This is a genomic window from Prevotella pectinovora (genome assembly GCF_041323955.1).
In the GTDB taxonomy this organism is placed as follows: Bacteria; Bacteroidota; Bacteroidia; order Bacteroidales; family Bacteroidaceae; genus Prevotella; species Prevotella pectinovora.
Map to the genome: position 1 here is coordinate 1,858,411 of NZ_JBGLIV010000001.1, position 20,470 is coordinate 1,878,880.

At 51.2% G+C, this 20,470-nt stretch carries 11 protein-coding genes; 6 read left to right on the forward strand and 5 right to left on the reverse strand.

All coding sequences use genetic code 11. The features are described 5' to 3' along the window. The first annotated feature begins 6 nt into the window (after window positions 1–6). On the forward strand, window positions 7–639 hold the full coding sequence (gene pnuC / locus ACDC99_RS07435) for a nicotinamide riboside transporter PnuC (RefSeq protein ID WP_370756452.1): 633 nt from the start codon (window positions 7–9) through the stop codon (window positions 637–639). A 597-nt stretch (window positions 640–1,236) separates the two neighbouring features. Here pnuC and ACDC99_RS07440 read toward each other — a convergent pair. Continuing rightward, window positions 1,237–2,529 (reverse strand): ATP-binding protein, encoded by a 1,293-nt coding sequence (locus ACDC99_RS07440; RefSeq protein WP_370756454.1) that lies wholly within the window; start codon window positions 2,527–2,529, stop codon window positions 1,237–1,239. Between the two features lie 529 nt (window positions 2,530–3,058). Then, entirely contained in the window at window positions 3,059–4,708 is a 1,650-nt protein-coding gene (locus ACDC99_RS07445; RefSeq protein WP_370756456.1) for a fumarate hydratase, read from the reverse strand. An 836-nt stretch (window positions 4,709–5,544) separates the two neighbouring features. Here ACDC99_RS07445 and ACDC99_RS07450 point away from each other — a divergent pair. Further along, window positions 5,545–6,234, forward strand: a complete 690-nt coding sequence (locus ACDC99_RS07450) for an SIR2 family NAD-dependent protein deacylase (RefSeq protein ID WP_042519984.1) — start codon at window positions 5,545–5,547, stop codon at window positions 6,232–6,234. A 94-nt stretch (window positions 6,235–6,328) separates the two neighbouring features. Here the strand turns inward: ACDC99_RS07450 and ACDC99_RS07455 are convergent, their stop codons facing one another. Beyond that, window positions 6,329–7,309 (reverse strand): IS982 family transposase, encoded by a 981-nt coding sequence (locus ACDC99_RS07455; protein WP_370755793.1) that lies wholly within the window; start codon window positions 7,307–7,309, stop codon window positions 6,329–6,331. A 33-nt stretch (window positions 7,310–7,342) separates the two neighbouring features. Here ACDC99_RS07455 and ACDC99_RS07460 point away from each other — a divergent pair, with 33 nt between their 5' ends. After that, on the forward strand, window positions 7,343–10,423 hold the full coding sequence (locus ACDC99_RS07460; RefSeq protein WP_370756458.1) for a T9SS type A sorting domain-containing protein: 3,081 nt from the start codon (window positions 7,343–7,345) through the stop codon (window positions 10,421–10,423). Between the two features lie 21 nt (window positions 10,424–10,444). Here the strand turns inward: ACDC99_RS07460 and ACDC99_RS07465 are convergent, their stop codons facing one another. Further along, window positions 10,445–10,945 carry a hypothetical protein gene (locus ACDC99_RS07465; protein WP_082026185.1) on the reverse strand — a complete coding sequence of 167 codons (501 nt, stop codon included), beginning with the start codon at window positions 10,943–10,945 and terminating at the stop codon, window positions 10,445–10,447. 1,276 nt (window positions 10,946–12,221) lie between these two features. Here ACDC99_RS07465 and hflX point away from each other — a divergent pair. The 3 genes from hflX to ACDC99_RS07480 all read left to right on the forward strand — a co-directional run bounded on the left by hflX (window position 12,222) and on the right by ACDC99_RS07480 (window position 19,113). Further along, window positions 12,222–13,484 carry a GTPase HflX gene (hflX, locus tag ACDC99_RS07470; RefSeq protein ID WP_022316317.1) on the forward strand — a complete coding sequence of 421 codons (1,263 nt, stop codon included), beginning with the start codon at window positions 12,222–12,224 and terminating at the stop codon, window positions 13,482–13,484. Window positions 13,485–13,512: 28 nt separating this feature from the next. Next, a complete protein-coding gene (locus ACDC99_RS07475; RefSeq protein ID WP_370756460.1) occupies window positions 13,513–15,441 on the forward strand; it encodes a DUF4954 family protein in 1,929 nt (642 codons plus the stop codon). A gap of 768 nt (window positions 15,442–16,209) precedes the next feature. Continuing rightward, window positions 16,210–19,113: a M16 family metallopeptidase gene (locus tag ACDC99_RS07480; RefSeq protein ID WP_370756462.1), complete on the forward strand. Its 2,904-nt coding sequence runs from the start codon at window positions 16,210–16,212 to the stop codon at window positions 19,111–19,113. A gap of 1,133 nt (window positions 19,114–20,246) precedes the next feature. Here ACDC99_RS07480 and ACDC99_RS07485 read toward each other — a convergent pair. Beyond that, entirely contained in the window at window positions 20,247–20,456 is a 210-nt protein-coding gene (locus ACDC99_RS07485) for a hypothetical protein (RefSeq protein ID WP_370756464.1), read from the reverse strand. Window positions 20,457–20,470: the final 14 nt, after the last annotated feature.

Below are 20,470 nucleotides of genomic sequence, written 5' to 3' on the forward strand. Positions count from 1 at the left end.
TACATCATGACTGAATTTATCACCGAACACTGGCTCGACATCTTCACCACGCTGCTGGGCCTACTGTATATCTGGCTGGAATACCGCGCACATATCGCCCTCTGGCTCGTGAGCATCATAATGCCGGCTCTCGACATCTGGCTCTACTGGAGCCACGGACTATACGGCGACGCCGGAATGGCGGCATACTACACCCTCGCCGGCATCTACGGATATGCCATGTGGCGATACGGCACGGCGATAAAGACGCTCTTCGCCAAAGGCGTGAGGATGGGCGACGCACCGAAGAACGCACTGCCCATCACCCACATGCAGGCAAGGAGATATGCTCCGGTGGCTGTGGCGTTTGTGGCGGCATGGGCGGCGACATACTGGATTCTGGTGGAGTTCACCAACAGTACGGTGCCGCTGCTCGACTCCTTCACCAATGCCCTGAGCTTCATCGGCCTGTGGGCGCTGGCAAAGAAATACATCGAGCAATGGCTGTTCTGGATTGCGGTAGACGTGGTGTGCTGCTATCTCTATGTGGTGAAGGGCATCCCCTTCAAGGCAGGACTCTACGGACTATATGTAGCAATCGCCGTAGCCGGCTACTTCAAGTGGAATCGGATGATGAAAGAACAGACTGTCCGGGCATAGCAACCGCTGACCGGACAACATATAACTGAATAAAAATAGAGGCCATCAACAAGAGGTGGTCTCTATTTTTTTTGTATCGGAAAATATTGCAATGGGAAAATATTGTAACGGGAAATAAATGTCGTTCATCAGGCTATTTCCCCTATAGGCAATCAAGACTATAACCGCCTGTTCCATCCTCTGCCTATGATTTCTGCCAATCACTTCAGCCCCCTCTCGTTCTCAAACCCATCCTAACCTTCCCCAAGGGCAACCCATCCTAACCTTCCCCAAGGGAAGGAACAAGTAACTCTGCAACTGATTTCAGCCAATCATATCAGCCCCCACCTAGCCTCCCCCGAAGGGGAGGGACAGATACCATTGGCTTTTGATTATTGTCTGTAGCTACTAGATTGTCAGTGGTTTATCATTAACAATGGTAACTAGCTTCTCCCCTACGGGGGAGAACGAGAGGGGGCTAAGGTGATTGACTGAAATCAGTCGCCAAAGTAACTTGTCCCTTCCCTTGGGGAAGGCTAGGATGGGTTACCCTTCGGGGGAGGATAGGTGGGGGCTGATGTCGGAAAGCGGTTCATATATATCATGACAAATCCGTCACTAAAACACGAATCCGTCCACGGCATACAGAGGAACATTAGTGACCCATTCCTCCTCCTTGTAGTCGTTCATCGAGATGCGGAATGCCTTAGGCGACTGATTGTCGGCAACGAACTGGCGCAGGCTTTTCGCCCTGACGTTCGTTTCTGCCTTTACCTCCAGCGGCACGATGGCATCTTCGTCATCCTGAAGCAGGAAGTCTATCTCCTGTGTGCTGGCTGCCTTTGAATAATAATATGGCGAGTATCTGAGGATGAGCTGCTGGAACACATACTGTTCGGTCAGCGCTCCCTTGAATTCGGTGAAGATACTGTTGCCAGCCACTATAGTAGTGGGCTTCAGACTGGACATGGCGCCAAGCAGCCCCACATCGAGCACGAAAATCTTGAACGCCGCCCTGTCTTCATAACTCACAAGCGGCAACCGGGGAGCCTTCACGTTACACACCTTGTATATCAGTCCGGCATCCTGAAGCCACTGCAGGGCTATCTCATACTCACGCGCCCTTGCTCCCTCTCTCACTACTCCATACACAAACTTCCTGTTCTCCTTGCTCAACTGTGCCGGAAGCGATTTCCACAAGTCCACGATGCGCGGCACAATCTCTGAAGGGGCATGCTTCGACATATCCCTCTGATAACTGCTGAGTATCGCCGTTTGCAGCGCCCTCACCTCCTTCCAGTCCCGGTTGCGACTGAAGCTCAACACCGCCTCGGGCATTCCGCCTACAAAGTAATAATACCTGAGCAGCTCCTGAAACTTGGGCGAGAGCATCGCCATCATATTCCAGTCGCCTGCCATCAGCACTTCAGACAGGTTCTCCTCTCCCATCGCCATCACGAACTCCACGAAGCTCATCGGATGAAGGGTGAGAAAATCCACTTTTCCCACGGGGAACGACTCTCCGCGATGCAGCTCTATCCCGAGCAGCGATCCGGCAGCGATAACATGATATCCGGGAGCATTCTCTGCAAAATATTTCAGCGAAGTGACGGCATGCGGAGCAGCCTGTATCTCATCGAGGAAAATCAGCGTGTCGCCCTCACTGCACGTCACACCCGTCACGGCACCTATAGCCGTGAGAATCCTCGGAATATCGAAATCCTGTTCAAAGAAATTGCGCAATATCTTCATCTCCTCAAAGTTGACATAAGCCAGCTGCCTGTAGTTTCGGCGTGCAAACTCCTTCACGAGCCAGGTCTTTCCCACCTGTCGCGCCCCCTCCACTATAAGAGGTTTACGATATGCCTTCGCCTTCCATTCCTGGAGTGCTTTGATTGCCGTCCTTTCCATACCTTATACTTTTAATCCACAATAAACATACTGAACATACTAAGTCTCAAGTACTTAGCAACTATTCAAGCATCATTCCATACACATTTCGTGAGGGAACGAACACCATTACTCACACATTTCGTGAGGGAACAAATGCCGTTTCATACACATTTCGTGAGGGAATAACGCTGCAAATATACACATTTTATGAGGGAATGCAATAGGTTTCTCTCACATTTCGTGAGGAAACGGACGAAAAAATCCGGCAGGAACGCGACACGCTGGTCAACGTTTCTGCCGGATTATTATAATGCCTTTGTTTTAACCCAAATCGGTCATTAGGGCTTGCCTGGATTTTGTTCTTTTAGAAGAGTGGATTTTGTTTGGCTTTTAATGAGTAATAGCGAGCTATTACGAATTAAAAACAAGCAAAAGACGCCTTATAAAAAACAAAAGACTGCAAGCAGTAAATATAAAATACAATAAACGGCCTAATGACCGTTTTGGGTTTAACCCCAATGGTCATTAGGGCGTTTTGGGTTTAAACTTACTTGCAGTTAGGACACCAAGGCTTGAGCTGCTTGAAGAAATCGTTGCCCTTGTCGTCAACGAGGATGAATGCAGGGAAGTCCTCAACGGTGATCTTCCATATTGCCTCCATGCCCAGCTCCGGATATTCCACACACTCGATGCTCTTGATAGAGCTCTGTGAGAGCACTGCAGCCACACCGCCGATGGTGCCGAGATAGAAACCGCCGTGCTTCTGGCATGCGTCGGTGACCACCTGTCCGCGGTTGCCCTTGGCAATCATCACGAGCGATGCTCCGTGTGACTGGAACTCGTCTACGTATGGGTCCATGCGGTTGGCAGTGGTAGGTCCCATAGATCCGCAAGGATATCCCTCCGGAGTCTTTGCCGGTCCGGCGTAAAGGATAGGATGATCCTTGAAGTATGCCGGCATCTCCTCTCCTGCGTCGAGACGCGCCTTGAGCTTGGCATGTGCGATGTCGCGCGCCACGATGATGGTGCCCTTCAGGTTTACGCGGGTGCTGACAGGATATTTCGTGAGTTCGGCGCGCACTGCGTCGATACCCTTGTCGAGGTCAATCTCGATACCCTTTGCTCCCTCGCCCGGGTTGCGGTATTCCTCAGGAATCAGCTCCGACGGGTTGCTGTCCATCTTCTCGATCCAGATACCGTCGGCATTGATCTTCGCCTTGATGTTGCGGTCTGCCGAGCAGCTCACTCCCATACCGATTGGGCAGCTTGCGCCGTGGCGTGGCAGACGGATCACGCGGATGTCGTGAGCCAGGTATTTGCCTCCGAACTGTGCTCCGAGTCCGATCTTGTGTGCCTCCTCCAGGAGTTTGTTCTCCAGGTCGATGTCGCGGAAGGCACGTCCTGTCTCGTCGCCGGTAGTAGGCAGCGAGTCGTAGTATTTTATAGAGGCGAGCTTCACGGTGAGCAGGTTCTTCTCAGCCGATGTACCGCCGATTACGAATGCGATGTGGTATGGCGGACAAGCTGCCGTTCCGAGACTCTTCATCTTCTCCACGAGGAATGGGAGCAGTGTGCCCTCGTTCTGTATCGTGGCCTTTGTCATCGGATAGAAGTATGTCTTGTTGGCAGAACCGCCACCCTTTGCCACGCACACGAAGCGGTATTCGTCGCCCTCTGTAGCCTCGATGTCAATCTGTGCCGGCAGGTTGCAGCGTGTGTTCACCTCGTCATACATGTTGAGCGGTGCGTTCTGGGAGTAGCGCAGGTTGTCCTCGGTGAAGGTGTTGTAAACACCGCGAGAGAGAGCCTCCTCATCCTCGAAGTCTGTCCACACGCGCTGTCCCTTCTCTCCGTGGATGATGGCAGTACCGGTGTCCTGGCAGAACGGGAGAATTCCCTTAGCTGCCGTTTCGGCGTTGCGCAGAAACTGCAGAGCCACATACTTGTCGTTTTCTGAAGCCTCCGGGTCGCTGAGGATCTTGGCCACCTGCAGGTTGTGCTCTCTGCGGAGCATGAACTCCACGTCGTGGAAAGACTGCTGTGCCAGGGCTGTGAGCGCCTCTTTTGTCACCTTCAGGATTTTCTTTCCTTCGAACTCTCCTACCGACACACCCTCTTTGGTGAGCAGATAGTATTCAGTATTGTCCTTGCCCATCTGGAACATAGGAGCATACTTGAAATCTGGTTTTGTTGCCATAATGTTTTGTTTTTATAATATTATGTGTCTTTGATTTTCTTTTTTCCGCCTTGCGCCGGCTTGCCCATAGGGGCGTGAGCGCATGGCCTCGTCATGCTACAGTCGTATTGAGGGGGAAGCCAAGGCATCCACCACGTGCAAAGATACAGTTTTTGATTGGAAATGCAATGACAAGGAGTAGATTATTTTTGTGTTGCCTGGTCTTGAGGGGGATGCGATGAGGAGACATCTGTAATTTGAACCGTAAAAACCGACAACGCCAGTAAAGGGAGTGGGTCTGCATTCCTTTGTCTTAGCCAATACATCGGCTGATGATTTTAAGACAAAAACCAAGATAAACCCAAGGCGGATTACTCTGCTTCTGATTTCAACCAATCACATCAGCCCCCACCTAACCTCCACCGAAGGGGAGGGACAGTTACTATTGATATTGATAAGCCAATGATAATCAGATAACTACTAACGACAATAATACTAACAATGGTATCTGTCCCTCCCCTTCGGGGGAGGTTAGGTGGGGGCTGTTGCCGATATGCTGAGTAACAACTTTTATATAAGAACAAAAACCTTGATAAGCCCAAGGCGGATTACTCTGCTTCTGATTTCAACCAATCACATCAGCCCCCACCTAACCTCCCCCGAAGGGGAGGGACAGTTACTATTGCTATTGATAAGCCAATGATAATCAAAGGTAATATTTTTATCCGATTACATAGACATAATTATAGAAAAATCTCCCAAAAAACATCAAAACACAGAAAAAGCAAAGACAAACAGCATACGTTTAAAATTATTTTTTAACTTTGTGGCCGAAACATCTTGAAGAAGACTGTACAATGAAAAAAATTGTAGTGCTTACCGGTGCCGGCATTTCCGCTGAAAGCGGACTCAGCACATTCAGAGACGAAGATGGCTTGTGGGAACAACACCCCGTGGAGCGTGTGGCCACACACGAGGCATGGGAAAGAGACCCTGTGTATGTCAACGACTTCTACAACATGCTGCGCGGCAAACTGCTTGCCGCCAAGCCCAACGACGGACACCGCCTGGTGGCCGACCTGGAAAAGAAATACCAAGTGACGGTAGTGACACAGAATGTGGACAACCTGCACGAAATGGCAGGCAGCACGCATGTCATCCACCTGCACGGCGAACTGATGAAGGTATGTTCCAGTAGGGATGTCGACAACCCTCACTTCATCAAGACACTCACCCCCGACAACCTTGAAGTGGCTCCGGGAGAAAAGGCGGGCGACGGTTCGCTGCTGCGCCCTTATATCGTTTTCTTCGGCGAAGCTGTGCCCAACATCGAGAAGGCTGCCGCCGAAGTGATGGAGGCCGACATCATGATCATCATCGGCACATCGCTGGCCGTCTATCCGGCAGCCGGGCTCATGCGGTTTGCCAAGCCTGGCACACCCATCTATCTGATTGACCCTCGACCCACCGTGTCGGCCAAGCAAAACCTGCATGTGATTGCCAAAGGCGCATCCGAAGGAATGAGAGAACTTTCAGCCATGCTCTGAGCACGACTCAACCAATAAAAACACCTATAGGCGGGAGGGTAAAGTTCCCGCCATTTTCCTAATCAAAAAACTTATGAGTAACCTGTTGGCGGAATTAATTTAGTGCATACTTAATTCTGCCAATGGGCTTGTCGTTAATGAAGTTTACGTATTGCAGAATGGTAAGTGCACTAATTTTGCCAATGATTCTGGCAAACAAACCATTCGTTATTTTCGCGTAGTTCCTGATGACCAGAAACTGGTCTGTAAGTTGTGAGAATATTGTCTCAATCCTCTTTCTTGCCTTTGCAAACGGGATGAATGTCGGTTTCCAGTCCTTTTGGTTGAGCCGATACGGACACTCCAGTCTTATGTGTGCGGTTTCGAACAAGTCAAGCTGTACGTCAGCTCCAATATACCCTTTGTCACCATAGATGCTACAGTCGTGATAAGTATGTTTTACATCCTTCATATAATGGAGGTCAGCCACACTTGCCTTTGACAGATCATAGGAATGGATAACTCCACTTAACCCACAGAGAGCGTGTAACTTATAACCAAAATAATACGTATTCTGCGAAGCACAGAAGCCGAAGTCGGGAGCTTGCGAGAAATTTCCGGTACGTCCCATCTTGCAACGTTTTCCTCTTGCAACCCTACAAACCTTTATCGGCTTGGAGTCAACAAAGAATTGTTCCTCTCCGCCATCCATTTCCATGGCAATCCTCTTGCGCAGTTCCTCACACAGGCCTGCCGTTTTCTTCCTGCGGTCATTGAACTGTCTCCTTGATATGAGATTGGGAATGTTGTCCTTGTATTCTTGCAATTTATAGTCGAACAACCACTTCTCACTATCAATGCTCTCGGTCTCTGCCGTCAAGGATAGCGCCACCACTTCCAAATCCGAAAACTTGGGAACAGGACCACGACGTGGAACATTACCCGATTCATTGACGAGATTTTCAGAGAATTGCTTGCATATCTCAAGTATTTTGACGAATTTTGTATAAAGGTTGTACATACGATGGTTTGAACTTAATGTTTTGAGCACCACTAAGTTACTAAAAATCAGCGATATGTACAACTTTTTACTCATATTTATCAACTTAAATTAATTCCGCCAACGGGTATGAGTAACAAAAAACATCTATTGATTACCGGCTTGCTGCTCTGTGCAGGCCACATGGCCTATGCGCAAAGCACCTACAAGTCGTTTGCAGAAGCTACAATCAACAGCGTGTCGCCCAACGGCAGCTATGTGGTGGGCAACAACCTCGGTTATGACAACGTCACCAATTTCAGCAGCTTCGTCTATTCCACCGCCGACGGCAAAACCAACTGGCGCACCGAATATGATGAAGACAACTACGACAACACGGGCAAATTCCAAGCCGTGAACAGCAACGGCGCCATTGCCGGTGCCATGAAAGACAAAGACCATCTGCTGGCCATCGAGAACGGCGGCTACATCATGGGCCAAAACGGCAAGCGCCCCAACAAGTCGGGCTACGATGCCGACGTGACCTATGTGCCCATCGTCACCGCCGCCGTGTGGAAAGACGACAAGACCTATAAGTTGGGCATGGGCAACCACACCATCGACGAACTGGGCGACGAGACCGACGGCACCTACGCCACAGCCATCAGCGAAGACGGCAACACCGTGACAGGCTACCTGCAGTCGTGGTGGATGAAAATCATCCCCTGCCTCTGGACCTACAACGCCGACAGCGACAGCTACACCTATCAGGAACTCACCCTGCCCAAAGGCTTCTCACGCGCATCAGCCACAGGCATCTCTGCCGATGGCAGCATCATCATCGGCGAAGGCACCCAAAACGGCTACACCTATCCCATCGTGTGGACATCGGCCACACAACCCACAGCCATATCATTGGGCGACAGCCCCTATTCCGACGCAACGGCCGTAGCCATCAGCCCCAACGGCAGCTATGTGCTCATGCACGGCAACGGCTATGGTGTGGTTTCAAAGCTCGCCATCTACGACACCACTACAGGCCACTTCGCCGAAATCGCCCTGCCCGATGCCGACAACACCTACCAGTGCAAGGGTCTGGCCATCACCGACAGCGGCGACGTGTTCTGCACCATCAGCGACAATGTCGATTACACCGACAAACTGTATTACTACAACAAGGCCTCTGAAACCCTGGCCGACATCGACTATTACCTCAGCAAGGCTGCCACAGACATCAGCAACCTGCCCTCTCTTGTCAGAGACAAGGTGGTTTCGGTATCTGCCGACGGCAAAGTGATTGCAGGCAACTCATCCTATAGCGGCGGTTGGGTCATCACCCTGGCCAGCACAGAGGCTGTCATCATCACCGCTCCGCAGCCCACCGCATTCTTCTACAGCGGCTACGACCAGGTGACACTGCGCTGGGAGGCCTGCCAGAATGTGCCTGAGGGGGCTGTCATCAACAACTACAAGGTTTATATCGACGACCAACTCGCCGCAACAATAGATGCTGCAGCAGCCACCGACGGCAAGTTCTCTTACACACACACCGTGAGAACCGGCACACACAATGCTTATATCATGGCCACCGCCACCTACAACGGCAACGAAATCGAGTCGGCCACCTCAGAAACCATCAGCACCTATCTCTCTGCCAAGAACGACCTGCCATTGTACGACAATTTCGATGAAGCCACTCTCGACCCCAATGGCAATCCTGTTCCCGGCAACGACTACTGGAGGGCAGAACGTTTACTCGGCGACGATGCCTGTCTCGTCAAGTGGTCGATCGATGCCAACAACTACGAGAATGCCACACCTTACCTCTGCACCACATCTATCAACACCACACCGTGGTCGTCTGTGGTCACCAGTCCGTTCCTCACTTCTGAGGATGCCGACAAACTCTATGTCAGCTTCTACACCGGCTATACCTTGGTGAACACCCCCGACCAGGATCTCGACTCCGACTATCTGGATGTGGAATATGCCCTGGACGGCGAAAACTGGATTACCGTGAAATCCATCTGCGCCGACGACCTCGACCCCTATTCGTGGAACTTCTTCAAGGTTGACCTTGACAAGAGTCTGACCGGCAAACCGTTCCAAATCCGCTTCAATGCCCACGGCGAGGGCAGGAGCACACTGCGCTGGAACCTCGACTGCATCGGCATCAGCGATGTGCTTGAAGGCAAGACTCCCTCTGCACTGAAAGCCATGGAAAATGCCGACAAGAGCGTGCAACTGATGTGGCACAACAGCATCGGCACCTATGAGGCCTCTTACTTGCAGAGCAGAAATGTGATTACCGACTTCTGCGTAGGCAGCGAAGGCGAACCACTCATCACAGCCATCGACCTTGAGCCCGCCCAATTGGCCAACCACGAGGGCGAATACATCTCCGGCGTATCGACATTCATCTACGACAACCCCTACATCGAGACCATTATGGCCACACAGGCCGAGGCCATTGTTTATGTTGACGGCAAGGAGGTTACCCGCCAGACCTTCGCCAACAGCTTCAACGAACCAGTGTCCTCATGCGTCAAGCTGTCGGCTCCCGTGAAGATTGAAAGCGGCAAGACCTACCGCGTTGCCGTGCGCATCTTCAACTATGACGCTCTGCAGACACCTGCGTATTATCAGTCGTCTGAACACTTCGTTCCCGGCAAGAGCGACCTCTATTCTGAAGACGAGGGCAAGACATGGAACAAGCTCTCTGATGTCTATACCACCGAGGAAGAACGCCTGCTGGGCCAGTGCATCTGGCCTATCCGTGCCCTCATCACCGATGGCACCATCGACGGCGAACCAGCCTACGATGACCAGCTGATGGCTTACAACGTTTATCGCAACGGCGAACAGCTCAACCACACTCCTGTGTTCGTGGCTCATCCCTATTTCATCGACCAAGCGCCCGTGAGCGGAGCCACCTACACCGTGCAGGCCTTCTACAAAGATGGCCGCGTGTCAGAATGTACCACAGCCGTTGATGTAACCCCATCGGCCATCAATTCGCTGTTCAAGGGCAATGACATCACCGTCAGTCAGAATGGCAACGCATTGACCATCAGCGGTGCATACGACCACGCCGAACTGCTGGGCACCAACGGCACCCGCATCGCACAGGGCCGTGGCTCTATGCACATCAGCAACCTGCCTGCCGGCATCTATCTGCTGCGTGTCAATGCCAACGGCAACAGTCAGGTGCAGAAAGTCATCATCAAATAAAAAGATAACCTGTTGGCGGAATTAATTTAGTGCATACTTAATTCTGCCAATGGGCTTGTCGTTAATGAAGTTTACGTATTGCAGAATGGTAAGTGCACTAATTTTGCCAATGATTCTGGCAAACAAACCATTCGTTATTTTCGCGTAGTTCCTGATGACCAGGAACTGGTCTGTAAGTTGTGAGAATATTGTCTCAATCCTCTTTCTTGCTTTTGCAAACGGAATGAATGTCGGTTTCCAATCCTTTTGGTTGAGCCGATACGACAACCACTTCTCACTATCAATGCTCTCGGTCTCTGCCGTCAAGGATAGCGCCACCACTTCCAAATCCGAAAACTTGGGAACAGGACCACGACGTGGAACATTACCCGATTCATTGACGAGATTTTCAGAGAATTGCTTGCATATCTCAAGTATTTTGACGAATTTTGTATAAAGGTTGTACATACGATGGTTTGAACTTAATGTTTTGATCACCACTAAGTTACTAAAAATCAGCGATATGTACAACTTTTTACTCATATTTATCAACTTAAATTAATTCCGCCAACGGGTATAAGAACAAAAACCTTGATAAGCCCAAGGCGGATTACTCTGCTTCTGATTTCAACCAATCACATCAGCCCCCACCTAACCTCCCCCGAAGGGGAGGGACAGTTACTATTGCTATTGATAAGCCAATGATAATCAGATAACTACTAACGACAATAATACTAACAATGGTATCTGTCCCTCCCCTACGGGGGAGGTTAGGTGGGGGCTGTTGCCGATATGCTGAGTAACAACTTTTATATAAGAACAAAAACCTTGATAAACCCAAGGCGGATTACTCTGCTTCTGATTTCAGCCAATCACTTCAGCCCCCACCTATCCTCCCCCGAAGGGGAGGGACAGTTACTCTGCTTTGACATAGACTGGTGGATGCAGGTTACTATAGTTAATGATAAGTCACCGATAATCAGATTGCCATGGGTAATAATCAAATTGCCATGGGTAATAATCAGATAGCCAATGGTATCTGTCCCTCCCCTTCGGGGGAGGTTAGGTGGGGGCTGGATGGCAGTATGCGGAGTAATAATTATTGTTCCCCCACAGTTCAGAATTACGAATAGATAACAACTTTCCTGCGCAGCCGGTTTATCTCTCTAAGTTTTTGTCTGAAAATCTGAGGACAAGATGCCAGGAAAGGGAGTGCCCCAGCACTCGCAAATCCCAATAAATCCTTAAGCTAAATCCAAGAATCATTGACTAAAATATAATCAAAAAAAGATCCGTGAAAGACCAATCCGTGTCAAGTCCGTGGTATCCGTGTTTCTTTTTTTATTTGTGTCCCTGCCGCAGGCTGGGGACACAACGGCAACACGGAATAAATTTATCTGTGAGTAACACGGAATGACAATATCTGTGAGTAACACGCAATTACAATATCTGTGTTGTATATTCGCTATTGCCCGTCGCAAAAGAGATTTTTCACCATAATATATATGTTGAATCAGCTTTTTAGTTTATCTTTGCATAAGATAAGCTTCGGCTCGGCATAAGAAATAAATACATTTATTTCATTCTGCTCTCGCCTTGCATTATCTTTGCATAAGATAAGCTTCGGCTCGGCATAAGAAATAAATACATTTATTTCATTCTGCTCTCGCCTTGCATTATCTTTGCATAAGATAGGCTGCACCTCAGCAAATTATTCAAACAAGTTTGATATTTTGCATTCGGTTTGCACTATCTTTGCATATATTTTACTATTGCATATAATTTCTTCATATTAGCATATCATAAGACAACGACATAGATGAAAGAATTCGTAATATCAGAAGTCAAGGCCGAAACAGCCGTACTCGTGGGACTCATCACGAAGGAACAGGACGAGGCCAAGACCAAGGAGTATCTCGACGAACTGGAATTCCTTGCCGACACCGCCGGCGCCGTCACCGTGAAGAGATTCACGCAGAGAGTGAACGGTCCCAACCAGACTACATACGTGGGCAAGGGAAAGCTCGAGGAGATAAAGCAATATATACTCGACGAGGAAGACGCAGAGAGAGAAATCGGTATGGTGATATTCGACGATGAGCTCTCGGCAAAGCAGATTCGCAACATCGAAAACGAGCTGAAGGTGAAAATCCTCGACCGCACATCCCTCATCCTCGACATCTTCGCCATGCGCGCACAGACCGCCAACGCCAAGACGCAGGTGGAGCTGGCGCAATACCGCTACATGCTGCCACGACTGCAGCGACTATGGACCCACCTCGAACGACAGGGAGGAGGATCTGGTTCGGGAGGCGGAAAGGGAAGCGTGGGACTGCGCGGACCGGGTGAGACGCAGCTCGAGATGGACCGCCGAATCATCCTGCAGCGCATGTCGCTGCTCAAGGAGCGACTCGCCGAGATTGACAAGCAGAAGACCACACAGCGCAAAAACCGCGGCCGCCTCATCCGCGTGGCACTCGTGGGATATACCAACGTGGGAAAGTCTACGCTCATGAACCTCATGTCGAAGAGCGAGGTGTTTGCAGAGAACAAACTCTTCGCCACACTCGACACCACGGTGAGAAAAGTGGTGGTGGAGAACCTGCCGTTCCTGCTCGCCGACACCGTGGGATTCATACGCAAGCTGCCCACAGACCTCGTTGACTCCTTCAAGAGCACCCTCGACGAGGTGCGCGAGGCCGACCTGCTGCTACATGTGGTGGACATCAGCCACCCCGACTTCGAGGAGCAGATAAAGGTGGTGGACAAGACTCTCGCCGACCTGGGATGCGCCGACAAGCCGTCGATGATAATCTTCAACAAGATAGACGCATACACATGGGTGGAAAAAGAGGCCGACGACCTCACGCCTGCCACAAAGGAGAACATGACCCTCGACGACCTGAAGAAGACCTGGATGGCGAAGATGGGAGACGACTGCCTCTTCATCTCGGCACGCGAGAAGATAAACATTCAGGAGATGAGAGACGTGATATACAAGAGAGTGAGAGAGCTGCACGTGCAGAAATACCCTTACAACGACTTCCTGTATCAGGACTACAGCGAGGAAGAACAAAATTAAAAAGAACCCCATACACCACACACACATCATGCGCACACTCACACCATCAGAGATAAAGCGGCTCGAAGAGAACCGCTGCCACGCTGAAGACTGGCAGAAAATCACCGTGGGAGAGAACTTCTCTGCCGACAGGCTCTACGACGTGCAGTTCATAGGAGAATGCAGCATAGGGTCTAACAGCGACACCGTGACCACGGACATGGGATACGAACTGCCCACCGGAATTCGACACGCACGCATCATAAACTCCACCATCGGAGACAACACCCTCGTGGAGAACGTGAGCGCATTCATCTGCAACGCCGACATCGGCGACAACTGCATCGTCAACAACGTGAGCGTGATACAGACCACCGAAGGCACCACCTTCGGACAGGGAAACACCATCAGCGTGATGAACGAGGCGGGAGAGGGAAACGTGGTGCTCTATTCCGGACTCACAAGCCAGATAGCTGCCCTCACAGTGCTGCCGCCATGCTTGGGCGAACAGTATGACGACGCCGACGCCACCATAGAAACCCGACGCCAGGCTAAAGACGCCGTGAGGAGAATGGTGATGGAGGAGGTGATGAGCCGGATGCCGAAGCGCACGCTGATAGAAGACAACGTGCGCATCACCGACACAATAGAAATCACCAACTCCTGGATAACCCAATGGACAGAGGTGAGAGGAGCGCAGCGCATCAGCGAGACCACGCTGTGGAGCCGACGGGACAACAGCGTGTTTGTGGGAGCCGGAGCGATAATCGACGGATGCATCGTCACCCTCGGCTCGTCGGTGAGCAACAATGCGATAGCCAAAAACTGCTTCATCAGCGAGAACTCCACGCTGACCGACGGATTCTCAGCCACCGACAGCCTCTTCTTCGCCAACTCATACATGGCCAACGGAGAGGCATGCGCCGCATTCTGCGGACCGTTCAGCGTGAGCCACCACAAGTCAACGCTGCTCATCGGAGGTATGTACTCCTTCTACAACGCCGGTTCGGCAACCAACTTCAGCAACCACGCCTACAAGATGGGACCCATCCACTATGGCATCATGGAGCGCGGAGCCAAGACGGCGAGCGGCGCCCACATCCTATGGCCGGCACATATCGGAGCCTTCACGATGTGTATGGGCAAGATTGCCACACATCCCGACACCTCGTCGCTGCCGTTCTCATACGTCATCGGCGACGGCACCGACACCTACATCGTGCCGGCACGCAACATCGCCACCGTGGGCACCTACCGCGACACCGCAAAATGGCCACGCCGCGACATGCGTCCGCAGGGCAGCCGCCGGAGCATGGTGGACACCGAGTGGCTCAACCCCTCAACGATGACCAAGGTGGTGGAGGCGAAGGTGACGCTCGAAGCCCTGCGCGACCAGAAGGGGGCCAGAGAAGTGTATCAGACCGCCGACGGGTCGCTGATAAAGCGGTCGGCGCTCGAAAAGGGAATATCGCTATACACGCTCGCCATAAAGCTATATCTCAACCGCCATCTGAAGTCGGCTGACGAGGAGGCGGACTACAACACCCCGTTTGACGACACAACGGCGAGCCAGACCTTCGGCAGACCGCTCAGCAGGGGAGCGTCGCTCTTTGCCGACCTCGGCGGAATGCAGATAAGCAACGCCAGCGTGATGCGCATCGTGGACGCCATCACCAGCGGAAACATAGACACCACAGAAGACCTCATGGTAGAGATATGCCGCTACTACGACGGCGGAAGTCTCGACACCGACATCGACAGGAAACTGGCACTGCGTATCGCTGATGCCATCTACGGATGGAACAGTATGGATGCCGACGACCGCCGCCGCCTGATAGACAGCTGTCATGAGGCGCGCCGCGAATGGTATGATATGGTACGCCGCGACGCCGAGCGCGAATACGAACTGGGCGACGTGGACGATGCCACTCTGAACGGATTCCTGGCGAAACTCGAAGAGGAGGAGCCGGCTTCGTGAATCAGAGAGGGACAGATTGGGTGGACTTGGTAAGTCTATCATGATATATGAAAAGACTAATTGCCACCAGCCCCCACCTAACCGCTAACCCATCCTAACCTTCCCAAAGGGAAGGAACTGGTTACTCTGCCAATGACATCAGCCCCCACCTAGCCTCCCCCGTAGGGGAGGTACAGATACCATTGGCTGACTGACTGTCATCGGTTTGTCATAAAGCAAGACTAACCTGCATCCACCAGTCTATGACAGTAACAGAGTAACCTGCATCAACCTGTCTTTGACAATTCGGAGTAACCTGCATCTCCCCTACGGGGGAGAACGAGAGGGGGCTGAAGTTCATTGGCAGGGTAACCTGTTCCTTTTCCTTGGGGAAAGAGCAGTTTTACTTCGGCTAAATGACATCAGCCCCCACCTAACCTCCCCCGTAGGGGAGGGACAGATACCATTGGCTGACTGACTGTCATCGGTTTGTCATAAAGCAAGACTAACCTGCATCCACCAGTCTATGACAGTAACAGAGTAACCTGCATCAACCTGTCTTTGACAATTCGGAGTAACCAGCATCTCCCAATCTCTGCCGAAGCGGAGTAGCCTGCATCTCCCCTACGGGGGAGACCGAGAGGGGGCTGAAGTTCATTGGCAAAGTAACTTGTCCCTTCCCTTGGGGAAGGTTAGGATGGGTTTGAGAACGAGAGGGGGCTGAAGTTCAGTTGCAAAGTAACAACAAAAAAAACAGAAAGAACAAATTATTATCCTAAAATAAATATTATGAAATTAAAGTCAATGTTTGTAGCCTGTCTCGCCGTGTTTTCCATCGGCACACAGGCAAAAGATTACAAGTATGTGGCGGTGCCCGGCGACCCTATGCACGCCCGCATCTACACCCTCGACAACGGACTGAAGGTGTATCTCTCGGTGAACAGCGAAACACCGCGCATCCAGACCTACATCGCAGTGCGCACCGGCAGCAGGAACGACCCTGCCGAAACCACCGGACTCGCACACTATCTGGAGCACCTCATGTTTAAGGGAACATCAAAGTTCGGTACCGTAGACGCCGCCAAGGAGAAGCCATACCTCGACGACATCGAGCGCCGCTACGAGCACTACCGCAAGCTCACCGACCCGGCACAGCGCCGGCAGGCATACCACGAAATCGACAGCGTTTCGCAGATTGCCGCAAAGTATTTCATCCCCAACGAATACGACAAGCTCATGTCGGCAATCGGAGCCGAAGGCACCAACGCCTACACCAGCAACGACGTGACATGCTATGTGGAGAACATCCCCTCAAACGAGGTGGAAAACTGGCTCAAGGTGGAGAGCGACCGCTTCCAGAACATGGTGATACGCGGTTTCCACACTGAGCTCGAGGCTGTGTATGAGGAGTATAACATAGGACTGGCAAAGGACAACAACAAGCTCTGGAACTCGCTCCACAAGCTGCTCTATCCCACACACCCATACGGCACACAGACCACTATCGGCACCCAGCAGCACCTGCAGAACCCTTCGATAACAAACATCAAGAACTACTTCCGCAGCTACTACGTGCCAAACAACGTGGCAATCTGTCTGGCTGGCGACTTCGACCCCGATGTGGTGATAGCACAGATAGACAAGTATTTCGGATCATGGAAGAAGAGCGACAACCTCTCGTTCCCCACCTACGCCCCCGTGGCTCCCATCACATCGCCACGCGACACCACAATCGTGGGACAGGAGGCATCGTGCATGATGCTGGGATGGAAGTTCGACAAGGCTGCATCGCTGCAGTCTGACACCCTCGACGTGATTTCTGAAATGCTCTCAAACGGCATGGCGGGAATCCTCGACCTCAACGTGAACCAGAAGATGAAATGCCAGTATTCCGCAGCATTCTGCAACGGAATGAACGAATACTCTGAGTTCATCCTCTTCGGCCAGCCGATGCCGGGACAGACTCTCGACAGCGTGCGCGACCTGCTCCTCGGTGAGCTCGCTAAGCTCAAGACAGGCGACTTCAGCGACGACCTGCTGCCATCGGTGGTAAACAACATGAAGCTCAACTACAACAACCAGCTCGAGAGCAACCAGTGGAGAGCAAACGAGTTCGTGCAGGCTTTCGTGAACGGAAAAGACTGGAACGACCACGTGACATATCTCGACCGCATCTCACGGATGACAAAGCAGGACATCATGGCATTTGCCAGGAAACACTTCGCCGACAACTACGTGGCAGTGTACAAGAAGGAGGGAGTGGACAACACGCAGAAGAAGATAAACAAACCGCAGATCACCGCCATCCCGTCTAACCGCGACCTGCAGAGCCAGTTCGTTACAGAGATCATCAACTCTAAGGTGGAACCTATCAAACCACGCTTCGTTGACTACGACAAAGACCTCACCAAGGCGCAGACAAAGAAGAAGCTCCCCGTGCTCTACGTGAAGAACAAGACCAACGACCTCTTCGTGCTCAGCTATCGCTACGACTTCGGCGAGGAGGCAAACAACATGCTCGCCTATGCTGCCGACTATCTCAGATATCTCGGCACAGACAAGATGACCGCCGAGCAGCTCAAGCAGGAGTTCTACAAGCTGGCATGCGACTACAGCATCAACGTGAATACCGAGAATATGAGCATCACCCTCAACGGTCTGAGCGAGAACATGCCGCAGGCGATGACTCTCTTCGAGAACTTCCTCCAGAACGCCAAGGTGGACAAGGAAGCCTTCGGCCGCTGGGTGGAGAGCGACCTCAAGGCGCGCCAGGATGCCAAGATGAACCAGGAGCAGAACTTCAGGGCTCTCGCCAAATATGCCATGTATGGCCCATACAACACTCAGCGCAACATCCCAAGCAACGAACAGCTGAAGAACCTCGACCCGCAGAAGCTCATCGATATGCTCAAAGACCTGAAGAACTACAAGCACACCGTGCTCTACTACGGACCGATGGAGGTGAAGGACATGGCAAAGGTGGTGGACAAATACCACGCACTGCCCAAGAAATTCAGAGCCGAACCTGAGAGCCGCCCATACAAGATGGAGCTGACTCCTGCCAACGAGGTTGTGATTGCGCCATACAAGGCAAAGAACATCTACATGTATCAGTATCACAACGAGGGCAAGAAGTGGACACCTGAACACGAGGCGATGATAAACATGTTCAACGGATACTTCGGCGGCGGCATGAACACCGTGGTGTTCCAGGAGCTGCGCGAGAGCCGCGGACTGGCATACAGCGCATGGGCAAGTTATATGACACCATACCGCCCGGCCGACTCGGAATTCTTCCTCACCAGCATCATCTCTCAGAACGACAAGATGACGGACTGTATCGCCACCTTCAACAGCATCATGAACAACGTGCCGCAGTCGGAGAAGGCATTCGAAATCGCCAAGCAGGCAGAAATGAAGCGCATCGAGGCAAGCCGCACCACTAAGCTCAACATCATCTACAGCTATCTCAACGCCAAGAAACTGGGCTACGACTACAGTCTGCAGCAGAAGGTGTATAACGTGCTCCCGAAGATCACGCTGCAAGACCTCGTGAAGTTCGTCAACGAGAACATCGCCAACAAGCCTTTCCGCTACATCATCCTCGGCGACGAGAGCGACATCGACATGAAGTCGCTCGAGAAGATCGGACCGGTGAAGAAACTCTCTACAGAGGAAATCTTCGGATACTAAACCGGGGACAAGTAGACTAATAGACGAGATACGAGTAAACAAGTAAACGAGTTACTAGTAAACGAGATACGAGTAGACAAGTAGACAATCAGACGGGCAGTCAAGCTGACAAGGATATTCCTTCGTCGGCTTGTCTGCCCGATGTTTTATTAAGAGGACATGTATTCATTTTCAGACAAAAACCGGGATAAAACCCTGTATCCTTTTGCGAGCCTTACGGCTTGATTCCTGCCACACAGGTCGCCCTTACGAGAGCAAGCTCTCGACAGTCTACCTGTATGACAGGAATCGGTGGCGACCTTGTCACCACCTCGCAAAAGAATACAAGCGATAAACCAAGATAAACCGGCTGCACAGGAAGCCGTTTCCTATTCGTAATTCTGAGCCGTGTGGAAACAATAATTATTACTCCGCATACTGCCATCCAGCCCCCACCTAACCTCCCCCGAAGGGGAGGGAGAGATACCATTGTTAGTATTATTTTCGTCTGTAGTTATCAGATTATCAACGTTTTATCAATAGCAATAGTAACTGTCCCTCCCCAACGGGGGAGGTTAGGTGGGGGCTGATGTTCATTGGCTGAATTGATTTGCTGAAGTCTTTGACAAAGCAGAGTAACTTATTCCTTCCCTTTGGGAAGGGTAGGATGGGTTTGGAGGCTAGGTGAGGGCTGATATGATTGACTGTAATCAGTTGCAGAGTAACTTGTCCCTTCCCTTTGGGAAGGTTAGGATGGGTTATCATACGGGAAGGGACAGATACTCTTGGTTCGTCTAAAACAACAAGAGGACAAGTGAAATTCAGTCTTTTTTAAAAAGCCCAAACGGAGTCTGCCATATTGGGGACAAATGGGCAACATCCGTGCAGCAAACGTGCCCAAGTGGGGTAACGTGCTTGCCCATGTTGGGTAACGTGCTTGCCCATGTGGGGCAAGCACCGTGCCCCAAAATGGTACAAAAGTATTATATGAAACGCTTGTAAAGGAACGTATAGCAAAAGCCACAGAACTGATGACCGCTCCGTGGCTTGGTGACGGTGAAAAAAAAACTTGGCATGATTTGAGCCTCATATTTTTTCTCACTCAAATCATACCAAGTTATTATATTACCGTCACTTATGTCTATCCCCTGGCGTCAATCGTCGCCCCACTTGTCGCTGTTGGATTCTCCCCACAATGTTTTGTACGTGCCATCAGTCTTGGTCACCGTTTCGTCTACCACCTGAAAGCTGCCGATACATTCACCCTTGAGACTTCCTTTATACACGCTCGCCACCCGGAAACTGCTGCAGAGAGCCTCAACATACATCACATCTATCTTTGGACTTATATATTTCTTTTTCATTTTGCGTTACTGTT

Bases quoted from the DNA above. Each gene is read 5' to 3' on its own strand.
- pnuC (WP_370756452.1), top strand. From the start codon at position 7: ATGACTGAATTTATCACCGAACACTGGCTCGACATCTTCACCACGCTG.
- ACDC99_RS07440 (WP_370756454.1), bottom strand. From the start codon at position 2,529: ATGGAAAGGACGGCAATCAAAGCACTCCAGGAATGGAAGGCGAAGGCA.
- ACDC99_RS07445 (WP_370756456.1), bottom strand. From the start codon at position 4,708: ATGGCAACAAAACCAGATTTCAAGTATGCTCCTATGTTCCAGATGGGC.
- ACDC99_RS07450 (WP_042519984.1), top strand. From the start codon at position 5,545: ATGAAAAAAATTGTAGTGCTTACCGGTGCCGGCATTTCCGCTGAAAGC.
- ACDC99_RS07455 (WP_370755793.1), bottom strand. From the start codon at position 7,309: ATGAGTAAAAAGTTGTACATATCGCTGATTTTTAGTAACTTAGTGGTG.
- ACDC99_RS07460 (WP_370756458.1), top strand. From the start codon at position 7,343: ATGAGTAACAAAAAACATCTATTGATTACCGGCTTGCTGCTCTGTGCA.
- ACDC99_RS07465 (WP_082026185.1), bottom strand. From the start codon at position 10,945: ATGAGTAAAAAGTTGTACATATCGCTGATTTTTAGTAACTTAGTGGTG.
- hflX (WP_022316317.1), top strand. From the start codon at position 12,222: ATGAAAGAATTCGTAATATCAGAAGTCAAGGCCGAAACAGCCGTACTC.
- ACDC99_RS07475 (WP_370756460.1), top strand. From the start codon at position 13,513: ATGCGCACACTCACACCATCAGAGATAAAGCGGCTCGAAGAGAACCGC.
- ACDC99_RS07480 (WP_370756462.1), top strand. From the start codon at position 16,210: ATGAAATTAAAGTCAATGTTTGTAGCCTGTCTCGCCGTGTTTTCCATC.
- ACDC99_RS07485 (WP_370756464.1), bottom strand. From the start codon at position 20,456: ATGAAAAAGAAATATATAAGTCCAAAGATAGATGTGATGTATGTTGAG.